Genomic DNA, 10,853 nt, shown 5'->3' on the forward strand with positions numbered 1-10,853 from the left:
CATGCCCGCATCCTCGGGCCCCCTCTTCTCCGCGATTCCCGCGGCCCAGGGGTTGTACGACCCCCGTAACGAGCACGACGCCTGCGGTGTCGGATTCGTGGCCACGCTCACCGGCGAGCCCAGCCACGACATCGTCGACCAGGCGCTGACCGTCCTGCGCAACATGGAACACCGCGGCGCCACCGGCGCCGAGCCCGACACCGGCGACGGCGCGGGCATCCTGATCCAGGTCCCCGACGCCTTCCTGCGCGAGACGGCCGGCTTCGCGCTGCCCGCCGCCGGAAGCTACGCGGTCGGCATCGCCTTCCTGCCCGACGACGACGTGCACGCGGGCCGCGCCAAGTCCTCCATCGAGCGCATCGCCGCCGAGGAGAACCTGCGCGTGCTCGGCTGGCGCGAGGTGCCCACCACGCCCGGCCTGGTCGGCAACGGCGCCCGCGCGACGATGCCGCGCTTCGCCCAACTGTTCGTCGCCGGCGTCGACGACACCGCCACCGGGATCGCCCTCGACCGGCTCGCCTTCGCGCTGCGCAAGCGCGCCGAGCGGGAGGTCGAGGTCTACTTCGCCTCGCTGTCCGCGCGCACCCTCGTCTACAAGGGCATGCTCACCACGGGGCAGCTGGAGCCGTTCTTCCCGGACCTGTCGGACCGGCGCCTGGCGTCCGCGATCGGCCTCGTGCACTCGCGGTTCTCCACCAACACCTTCCCGGCCTGGCCGCTCGCCCACCCGTACCGCTTCATCGCGCACAACGGCGAGATCAACACGGTCAAGGGCAACCGCAACTGGATGGCCGCGCGCGAGTCCATGCTCGCCACCGACCTCATCCCCGGCGACCTCGGCCGGCTGTACCCGATCTGCACGCCCGACGCGTCCGACTCGGCGTCCTTCGACGAGGTCCTGGAACTGCTCCACCTCGGCGGCCGGCCGCTGCCGCACGCCGTGCTGATGATGATCCCCGAGGCGTGGGAGAACCACGCCACGATGGACGACGCCCGGCGCGCCTTCTACAAGTTCCACGCCACCGTGATGGAGCCGTGGGACGGCCCGGCCTGCGTCACCTTCACCGACGGCAGCCTGATCGGCGCCGTCCTGGACCGCAACGGCCTGCGGCCCTCGCGCTACTGGGTCACCGACGACGGCCTGGTCGTGCTCTCCTCCGAGGTCGGCGTCCTGGACATCGACCCCGCCAGGATCGTCCGCAAGGGCCGGCTCCAGCCCGGCCGGATGTTCCTGGTCGACACCGAGGCCCGGCGGATCGTCGAGGACGACGAGATCAAGACCGCGCTCGCCGCCGAACACCCCTACCAGGAATGGCTGCACGGCGGCCTGATCAACCTGGAGGACCTGCCCGAGCGCGAGCACGTCGTGCACACGCACGCCTCCGTCTCGCGCCGCCAGCAGACCTTCGGCTACACCGAGGAAGAACTGCGCGTCATCCTCGCGCCGATGGCCCGCGCCGGCGGCGAACCGCTCGGCTCGATGGGCACCGACAGCCCCATCGCCGCGCTCTCCGCCAAGCCCCGGCTGCTGTTCGACTACTTCGTGCAGCTCTTCGCCCAGGTCACCAACCCGCCGCTGGACGCGATCCGGGAGGAACTGGTCACCGCGCTCGGCAGCTTCGTCGGCCCCGAGGGCAACCTCCTCGACGCCCAGCCCGCCGACTGCCGCAACGTCGTACTGCCCTTCCCGGTGCTGGACAACGACGAACTCGCCAAGCTCATCCACATCAACCTCGACGGCGACCAGCCCGGCCTGAAGGCCGTCACCATCTCCGGGCTCTACCCGGTCGACGGCGGCGGCACGGCGCTGGCCAAGCGACTCGAGGAGATCCGCGCCGAGGCCACCCGCGCGATCGCCGACGGCGCCCGCATCGTGGTGCTGTCCGACCGCCACTCCGACGCCGAACACGCGCCGATCCCCTCGCTGTTGCTCACCTCCGCCGTACACCACCACCTGATCCGGACCAAGACCCGGACCCGGGTCGGGCTGATCGTCGAGGCCGGCGACGTCCGCGAGGTGCACCACATCGCGCTGCTGATCGGCTACGGCGCGGCCGCGGTCAACCCCTACCTGGCCATGGAATCCGTCGAGGACCTGGTCCGCGAGGGCGTCTTCCTCAGCGACATCGCCCCCGAACAGGCGATCCGCAACCTGATCAAGGCGCTCGGCAAGGGCGTGCTCAAGGTGATGTCCAAGATGGGCATCTCCACCGTCGCCTCCTACCGCGGCGCCCAGGTGTTCGAAGCCATCGGCCTCGCCGAGGACTTCGTCGCCGAATACTTCACCGGCACCACCAGCAAGCTCGGCGGCATCGGCCTCGACATCGTCGCCGAGGAGGTCGCCCGCCGGCACGCCAAGGCCTACCCGCCCACCGGCATCGCGCCCTCGCACCGCCGGCTGGAGATCGGCGGCGAGTACCAGTGGCGCCGCGAGGGTGAACCGCACCTGTTCGACCCGGAGACCGTCTTCCGGCTCCAGCACTCCACCCGGACCCGCCGCTACGACATCTTCAAGAAGTACACCGCGCGCGTGGACGAGCAGTCCCGGCGCCTGATGACCCTGCGCGGCCTGTTCGGCTTCCGCGACGGCGTGCGCGAGCCCGTCCCGATCGACGAGGTCGAACCGATCTCCGAGATCGTCAAGCGGTTCTCCACCGGCGCGATGTCCTACGGCTCCATCTCGATGGAGGCGCACCAGACGCTCGCCATCGCGATGAACCGGCTCGGCGGCAAGTCCAACACCGGCGAGGGCGGCGAGGACCCCGAGCGGCTCCACGACCCCGAGCGGCGCTCGGCGATCAAGCAGGTCGCCTCCGGGCGCTTCGGCGTCACCAGCGAATACCTGGTCAACGCCGACGACATCCAGATCAAGATGGCCCAGGGCGCCAAGCCCGGCGAGGGCGGCCAACTGCCCGGGCACAAGGTGTACCCGTGGGTCGCCCGCACCCGGCACTCCACCCCCGGCGTCGGCCTCATCTCGCCGCCGCCGCACCACGACATCTACTCCATCGAAGACCTCGCCCAGCTCATCCACGACCTCAAGAACGCCAACCCCGCGGCCCGAGTGCACGTCAAGCTCGTCGCCGAGGTCGGCGTCGGCACGGTCGCGGCGGGCGTGTCCAAGGCGCACGCCGACGTGGTGCTCATCTCCGGACACGACGGCGGCACCGGCGCCTCGCCGCTCACCTCGCTCAAGCACGCGGGCGGCCCGTGGGAACTCGGCCTCGCCGAGACCCAGCAGACGCTGCTGCTCAACGGCCTGCGCGACCGCATCGTGGTGCAGACCGACGGCCAGCTCAAGACCGGGCGCGACGTGCTCGTCGCGGCGCTGCTCGGCGCCGAGGAATACGGCTTCGCCACCGCGCCGCTCGTGGTCTCCGGCTGCGTGATGATGCGCGTGTGCCACCTCGACACCTGCCCCGTCGGCGTCGCCACGCAAAACCCCGTACTGCGCGAGCGGTACAGCGGCCAGGCCGACCACGTGGTCAACTTCTTCGAGTTCATCGCCGAGGAGGTCCGCGAACTGCTCGCCGAACTCGGCTTCCGCACCCTGGAAGAGGCCGTCGGCCACGCCGAACTCCTGGACACCGCAGCGGCGATCGAACACTGGAAGGCCGAAGGGCTCGACCTCGCACCGCTGTTCCACGTGCCCGCGCTGCCCGAGGGCGCCGCCCTGCACCGCACCGGCCCGCAGGACCACGGACTGGCCAAGGCGCTGGACAACCAGCTCATCCAGCTCAGCGCCGACGCGCTCGAGCACGGGGAGAAGGTCGTCCTCGACCTGCCGGTGCAAAACACCAACCGCACCGTCGGCACGATGCTCGGCCACCAGGTCACCAAGCGCTACCGCGGCGCCGGACTGCCCGACGACACCATCGACATCACGCTCACCGGCTCCGCCGGCCAGTCGTTCGGCGCGTTCGTGCCCAAGGGCATCACCCTGCGGCTCGAAGGCGACGGCAACGACTACGTCGGCAAGGGCCTGTCCGGCGGCCGGATCATCGTCCGGCCCCACCGCGCCGCGACCTTCGCCGCCGAGGACAACATCATCGCCGGCAACGTGATCGGCTACGGCGCCACCGGCGGCGAGATCTACCTGCGCGGCGTCGTCGGCGAACGCTTCTGCGTGCGCAACTCCGGCGCCACCGCCGTCGTCGAAGGCGTCGGCGACCACGGCTGCGAATACATGACCGGCGGCCGGGCCGTCGTACTCGGCCGCACCGGCCGCAACTTCGCGGCCGGCATGTCGGGCGGCATCGCCTATCTCCTCGACGCCGACCCGAACAACATCAACACCGAACTCGTGGGCGTCGAGGACCTCGACGCCACCGACCGCGCCGAACTGCACGACGTTGTGCGCCGGCACCACGAGGAGACCGGCTCGGCCGTCGCCGAAGCCCTGCTCTCCGACTGGGACGCCGCCTCCCGGCGCTTCACCAAGATCCTGCCCAGGGACTACAAGGCAGTGCTCGCCGCCAAGGACGCCGCCGAGCGAGCCGGTCTCCCCGAGACCGAGATCGTCCAGAAGATGATGGAGGCGGTTCATGGCTGACCCGAAGGGCTTTTTGACCACGCCCCAACAGCTCGGCACGCGGCGCCCCGTCGACGTGCGCATCCGGGACTGGAAGGAGGTGTACGAGGAGCGCACGCTGCTCCCGATCATCACCGAACAGGCCGGCCGCTGCATGGACTGCGGCATCCCGTTCTGCCACAACGGCTGCCCGCTGGGGAACATCATCCCCGAGTGGAACGACCTGGTCTGGCGCGACGACTGGCAGGCGGCGAGCGAACGCCTGCACGCCACCAACAACTTCCCGGAGTTCACCGGGCGGCTCTGCCCCGCGCCGTGCGAGGCCGCCTGCGTGCTCGGCATCAACCAGGCGCCGGTCACCATCAAGAACGTCGAGGTCTCGATCATCGACCGGGCGTGGGACGACAACAACGTCGCCCCGCAGCCACCGGACCGGCTCTCCGGCAAGACCGTCGCGGTGATCGGCTCCGGCCCCGCCGGCCTCGCCGTGGCCCAGCAGCTCACCCGCGCCGGGCACACCGTGGCCGTCTACGAGCGGGCCGACCGGATCGGCGGACTGCTGCGCTACGGCATCCCCGAATTCAAGATGGAGAAGCGGCACATCAACCGGCGCATCGAACAGATGCGCGCGGAGGGCACCAAGTTCTACACCGGCATGCAGATCGGCACCGACCTGGACGCGGCCAAGCTGCGCCGGCGCTACGACGCGGTGGTGATCGCGGCCGGCGCCACCGCCGCGCGCGACCTGCCGATCCCCGGACGCGAGTTCGGCGGCGTGCACCAGGCGATGGAATACCTGCCGTTCGCCAACAAGGTGCAGGAGGGCGACCTCGTCGCCTCGCCGATCGACGTGGCCGGCAAGCACGTGGTGATCATCGGCGGCGGGGACACCGGCGCCGACTGCCTGGGCACCGCGCACCGCCAGGGCGCGGCCTCGGTCACCCAGCTGGAGATCATGCCCCGGCCCTCGGAGGAGCGGCCCGCCGCGCAGCCGTGGCCGACCTACCCGATGACCTATCGGGTGGCCAGCGCGCACGAGGAGGGCGGCGAGCGCGTCTACGCCGTCAACACGCAGGAGTTCGTGGGCGGCGAGGACGGGCGCGTCAGGGCGCTCAAGCTGGTCGAGGTGGTGTTCGAGGACGGCCGCTTCGTGCCGGTGCCCGGCAGCGAGCGGGAGATCCCGGCCGACTTCGTCTTCCTGGCGATGGGCTTCACCGGGACGGACCGCTCCAACGGGCTGGTCGAGCAGCTGGGCCTGGCCCTGGACGAGCGCGGCAACGTGGCGCGCGACGAGGCGTTCGCGACCAACGTGGACGGCGTGTTCGTGGCCGGCGACGCCGGACGCGGGCAGTCGCTGATCGTCTGGGCGATCGCCGAGGGCCGCTCGTGCGCGGCGGCGGTGGACGGCTGGCTGACCGGCGGGACCAACCTGCCTTCGCCGATCCGGCCGACCGATCGACCGCTCACGGTGTGACGGAGCGCGACCGCACGGGTCGGGATTGAATATGTGACGAAAGTCGCGTGAACGAGAAAGGGCGCCGCCGTTGCGGCGCCCTTTCCGCATGCCGGAAAAGCGCCATATACCGGACGCGGGTACGGCTTACCCAGCGGTAGGAACTAGGCTTTGGGACCATGCGTCGAGCCAAAATTGTCTGCACCCTGGGTCCTGCCACAAATTCGTATGAACAGATCCGCACGCTGGTCGACGCAGGCATGGATGTAGCCCGCTTCAACCTCAGCCACGGCGCGTACGCCGAGCACGAGGAGCGTTATCACCGCGTTCGTCGGGCATCCGACGAAACCGGTCGCAGCGTCGGCATCCTCGTCGACCTCCAGGGCCCGAAGATCCGCCTGGAGACCTTCGCCGAAGGCCCCGTGCTCCTGGAGCGCGGCGACGAGTTCACGATCACGACCGAGGACGTCCCCGGCGACAAGCACGAGGTCGGCACCACCTACAAGGGGCTGACCGCCGACGTCACCAAGGGCGAGCGGATCCTGATCGACGACGGCCGGGTCACCCTGGAGGTCGTCGACGTCGAGGGCCCGCGCGTGCACACGATCGTCATCGAGGGCGGGATGGTCTCCGACCACAAGGGGCTCAACCTGCCCGGCGTGGCGGTGAGCGTCCCCGCGCTGTCCGAGAAGGACATCGAGGACCTCAAGTGGGGCCTCGCGCTCGGTGCCGACATGATCGCGCTGTCGTTCGTGCGCGCCGCGAAGGACATCGAGGACGTCCACAAGATCATGGACGAGGTCGGTGTCCGGCTGCCGGTGATCGCCAAGATCGAGAAGCCGCAGGCGGTGGACAACCTCGAGGAGATCGTCCACGCCTTCGACGCCATCATGGTCGCCCGCGGCGACCTGGGCGTCGAGATGCCGCTGGAGGCCGTGCCGATCGTGCAAAAGCGCGCGATCACGCTGGCCCGGGCCAACGCCAAGCCCGTCATCGTCGCCACCCAGATGCTCGACTCGATGATCAGCGCCTCGCGTCCCACCCGGGCCGAGGCATCCGACGTCGCCAACGCCGTCCTGGACGGCACCGACGCGGTGATGCTCTCGGGCGAGACCTCGGTGGGCAAGTATCCGATCGAGACCGTCAAGACCATGGCGCGGATCGTGGTCGCGGCGGAGGACTCCACCGCGATGCAGGAGGAGATCCGCACCCTGGCCGGTCCGCGCACACAGGGCGGGGTGATCGCGAAGGCCGCGATCGAGATCGCCGAGCGGCTCGACGCCAAATACCTGGTCGCGTTCACCCAGAGCGGCGACACGGGTCGCCGGCTGTCGCGCTACCGCTCGATGATCCCGATGCTGGCCTTCACCCCGGAGCCGGCGGTGCGCAGCCGGCTGGCCCTCACCTGGGGCCTGGAGACCTTCCTCGGCCCGCTGTGCAGCCACACCGACGAGATGGTCCGTCAGGTGGACGCGGCCCTGCTGGCCATCGGCCGCTGCAAGAAGGGCGACCTGGTCGTCATCACGGCCGGCTCCCCGCCCGGCGTCCCCGGCTCCACCAACCTGATCCGCCTGCACCACATAGGAGATCTCCCGACCGAGTAGTGGTCGGCCCTCGCACGACCGATGGCCCGTCACCCGCCCCGGCGGATGACGGGCCATCAGTATTTGGGCCCCACATGCTCATCCATCAACGCGACGGACGCCCGCCGGGCAACGGAAAGAAGGTTGCTGCGAGCGAATTTCCACTCGACACCGAGTTCGTCCAGGGTTGTCGTGAGGATGCGCATGATGTCCGTGGATTCGTTGGCGAAGAGGTAGCGCGGGTATTCGTAGCGTTTGCGCTCGCCGGCGACCATGCGTGTGGTCCAGTTCATGTTCCGGCAGCCGTCCGAGTGGATGAGCCCGCGCACCAGAGCCCAGGGCTCGGCGTGGACGATGTCCTGCTGCCAGGACTCCAGGATGATCGGGCGCAGGTGTTTGCGGCCGGGGCCGTGCTGGGGGAACAGGCATGGCCAGTGTTGCGAGTAGCGCTTGACGTCCTTGCATCCTTGCCGAGGTACGAGGTTCGGTACGGAGCCGGGGAGGACGAGGGTCATGGCGTTCGCGCATTCCTGCATCAGGCCGGGCCAGACGTTCGCGCAAGAGATGGACAGGCTGTAGGAACGTGGGTGCGCCACGATATGGCCGTCGCCGAGATACAGGCCGAGAAGATAGGAGTACGCCCGACGATCGACGTCGATGTCCTGGCAGCGGAAGCAGGGGGACCCGCGTCGTGCGGGGAGTTCGCCGTCGCGAAAGCGTTCCATGTGAAGCCAGTAGCCCACTGTCCCCGTAGGGACGCGCAACCGCCGGGCAACCTCGGCGTTGGGGATGCCTGCCTTCAGCAGGTTGAGCACCTGACGGCGCAGATCAGGATCGTGCATGGATCCACGGTGCGCCGCCGGTGCCCACTCGGCCAGGTGTTCGAGCCGATTTCACCCGAATGGGTGTTCCTGTGATTACCGCTGGTACCGGGTGCGGGATTCGAACCCGCAAGCCCTCTCGGGCAGATGGGTTTGAGCCATCCGCGTATGCCATTCCGCCAACCCGGCAAGCAGGGTGATCTCGGTGACCAAAACCCCCTGCCAGGAGAACACCTTACCGCGTCTCGGTACCCTCGTGTCCGCACCATTTCTCTGATCGAGGAGCCACGTGACCGCCGCCACGCAGCCGCCCGCCGCAGAGCAGGACAGTCGGCGCGCCCGTGTCGTCATTGCCGAGGACGAGGCGCTGATCCGGCTCGATCTGAAAGAGATGTTGGAGGAAGAGGGGTACCACGTCGTCGGGGAGGCGGGGGACGGGCAGCGGGCCGTGGAGCTGGTGGAGGAGTGTCGGCCCGATCTGGTCATCCTCGACGTGAAGATGCCGATATTGGATGGCATTTCGGCGGCCGAGCGGATCGCCCAGGCGCGGCTCGCGCCGGTGCTCATGCTGACCGCCTTCTCGCAGCGCGAACTGGTCGAGCGGGCCCGGGACGCGGGGGCGATGGCCTACCTCGTCAAGCCGTTCACCAAGGGCGACCTCGTTCCGGCGATCGAGATGGCCGTCTCGCGCTACACCGAACTGGCCGCCCTGGAGCGCGAGGTGGGCGACCTCACCGCGCGGCTGGAGACCCGCAAGCTGGTGGACCGGGCGAAGAGCGTGTTGCAGGAGAAGTACGGGATGTCGGAGCCGGAGGCGTTCCGGTGGATCCAGAAGGCTTCGATGGACCGCCGGATGTCGATGCGCACCGTGGCCGAGGTGGTCGTGTCCGGGGGCGACGTCGCCGACTGATCCGGGATTGTCGATTCAGCTACGAACCCGTCCGGTTCCCGACAAACCGGACGGGTTCGTCGTTTTTCCGGCAGCTGATGATCATATTTGATCACTTTGGATCGCAAGAATTCGTTTCCAGTTTCTTTTGGATTACATCTGGTTACGGGCGCATCACATCTCCGTCGGCGGACTGCCGCTGCCGTTCCGGCCGGACTACATTCCGGGCACCGCATGTTCATCGCGGTTTGTGAAGGCGCCCCGATGCGGGCTCCGAACTTTTTCTACAAGGGGTTGGGGTTTGCTGTGCTCAAGCGACGCGTGATCAAAATCGCGCTGCCCATCGCGGCAGCGGCACTCGTGCTTTCCGCGTGCGGCAGTGACGATGACGGCGACAAGAAGAAGGACGGGGGCAGCACCGCTCCCGGCAACTCCGGCGGCGGTAACAAGCCGACCTGGACCATCGGTTTCCAAGCGGGCCTCTCGGGGGAGAATGCTCAGCTTGGCATCAACGAAGAGAACGGCGCTCGGCTCGCCGTCGAGCAGGCCAACGCGAAGGGCGATCTTCCCTTCACGCTCAAGTTCAAGACCTCGGACGACGAGGCGTCGGAGACCAAGTCGGTCTCCGCCGCGCAGAAGCTGATCGACGACAGCAATGTTGTTGCCGTTATCGGCCCCGCCTTCTCCGGTCCGACCAAGGCCGCGTCGCCGAACTACGCCAAGGCGAAGCTCGCCACGGTTTCCCCGTCGGCGACCAACCCGTCCCTGACGAACCCGGAGAACAATTTCACCGCGTTCCTGCGGGGTGCGCCGAACGACAACGCCCAGGGTGGCGGGATGGCGAAGTACCTCTCGAAGAAGCTCCAGGTCAAGAAGGTCTTCGTCGTCGACGACAAGACCGAGTACGGCGTGGGTCTGTCGAAGGTCGCCAAGGACGAGTTGACCAAGGCCGGCGTCCAGGTCGTCTCGGACAGCGTGCCGAAGGCCACCCCGGACTACGGTCCGATCTCCACGAAGATCAAGAACTCCGGCGCGGACGCCATGATCTACGCGGGCTACTACCAGGACGGCGCGCCGTTCGCCAAGAAGCTGAAGGAAGCGGGCTTCAACGGCCCGAAGTTCTCCGGTGACGGCACCAACGACGCGCAGTTCGTCTCGCTGGCCGGCGACGCCGCCAACGACTGGTTCCTCACCTGCCCGTGCGCCGACGCGAACGTCGAGGCGGCCACGAAGCAGTTCACCGACGACTACAAGAAGCGCTTCAACACCAACCCGAGCACCTACTCGGCGGAGTCGTTCGACATCGCCAACCTGGTGATCGACCAGATGAAGTCGTTCGGTGCGGAGAAGATCACCCGCGAGGGGATGCTCACCAAGCTCAAGGGCGCCTCGTACAAGGGTCTGACCAAGACCTTCAAGTTCAAGCAGAACGGTGAATTCGACGGCGCCACGACCTTCATCTACCAGGTCAAGGGCGGCAAGATCGGCTACATGGGCGACATCGACCAGCTCGTGGGCGGCTGACCTCCTCGTCGAGGACGTCGCCACCTGACGATCGGGCCCGGGCCTTCCCGGA

Annotated in this window: 6 protein-coding genes and 1 tRNA gene; 5 read left to right on the top strand and 2 right to left on the bottom strand. The window is 68.5% G+C overall.

From position 1 onward, the window contains the following. Nucleotide 1: 1 nt before the first annotated feature. From gltB to pyk, 3 genes are all read left to right on the top strand, one after another. A complete protein-coding gene (gene gltB / locus EMA17_RS35345; RefSeq protein WP_174861483.1) occupies nt 2-4,552 on the top strand; it encodes a glutamate synthase large subunit in 4,551 nt (1,516 codons plus the stop codon). Further along, on the top strand, nt 4,545-6,005 hold the full coding sequence (locus EMA17_RS35350; protein WP_126641268.1) for a glutamate synthase subunit beta: 1,461 nt from the start codon (nt 4,545-4,547) through the stop codon (nt 6,003-6,005). Before gltB ends, EMA17_RS35350 begins: the two co-directional genes overlap by 8 nt. A gap of 158 nt (nt 6,006-6,163) precedes the next feature. Next, the gene (pyk, locus tag EMA17_RS35355; protein ID WP_126641269.1) at nt 6,164-7,588 is read left to right on the top strand and encodes a pyruvate kinase; all 1,425 of its coding nucleotides are present in this window, start codon (nt 6,164-6,166) and stop codon (nt 7,586-7,588) included. Nucleotides 7,589-7,644: 56 nt separating this feature from the next. On the opposite strand, the gene EMA17_RS35360 is transcribed toward pyk, so the two are convergent. Both EMA17_RS35360 and EMA17_RS35365 read right to left on the bottom strand, forming a co-directional pair. Next, nucleotides 7,645-8,409 carry a helix-turn-helix domain-containing protein gene (locus EMA17_RS35360; protein WP_126641270.1) on the bottom strand — a complete coding sequence of 255 codons (765 nt, stop codon included), beginning with the start codon at nt 8,407-8,409 and terminating at the stop codon, nt 7,645-7,647. A gap of 82 nt (nt 8,410-8,491) precedes the next feature. Next, a tRNA-Leu gene (locus EMA17_RS35365) sits at nt 8,492-8,577 on the bottom strand. 100 nt (nt 8,578-8,677) lie between these two features. On the opposite strand from EMA17_RS35365, the gene EMA17_RS35370 reads away from it, so the two are divergent. Together EMA17_RS35370 and EMA17_RS35375 are read left to right on the top strand one after the other, a co-directional pair. Further along, entirely contained in the window at nt 8,678-9,298 is a 621-nt protein-coding gene (locus EMA17_RS35370; RefSeq protein WP_126641271.1) for an ANTAR domain-containing response regulator, read from the top strand. 213 nt (nt 9,299-9,511) lie between these two features. After that, complete coding sequence (locus tag EMA17_RS35375; RefSeq protein ID WP_307721582.1) at nt 9,512-10,801, top strand: branched-chain amino acid ABC transporter substrate-binding protein; 1,290 nt, start codon at nt 9,512-9,514, stop codon at nt 10,799-10,801. Nucleotides 10,802-10,853: the final 52 nt, after the last annotated feature.

Source organism: Embleya hyalina, assembly GCF_003967355.1.
GTDB lineage: Bacteria > Actinomycetota > Actinomycetes > Streptomycetales > Streptomycetaceae > Embleya > Embleya hyalina.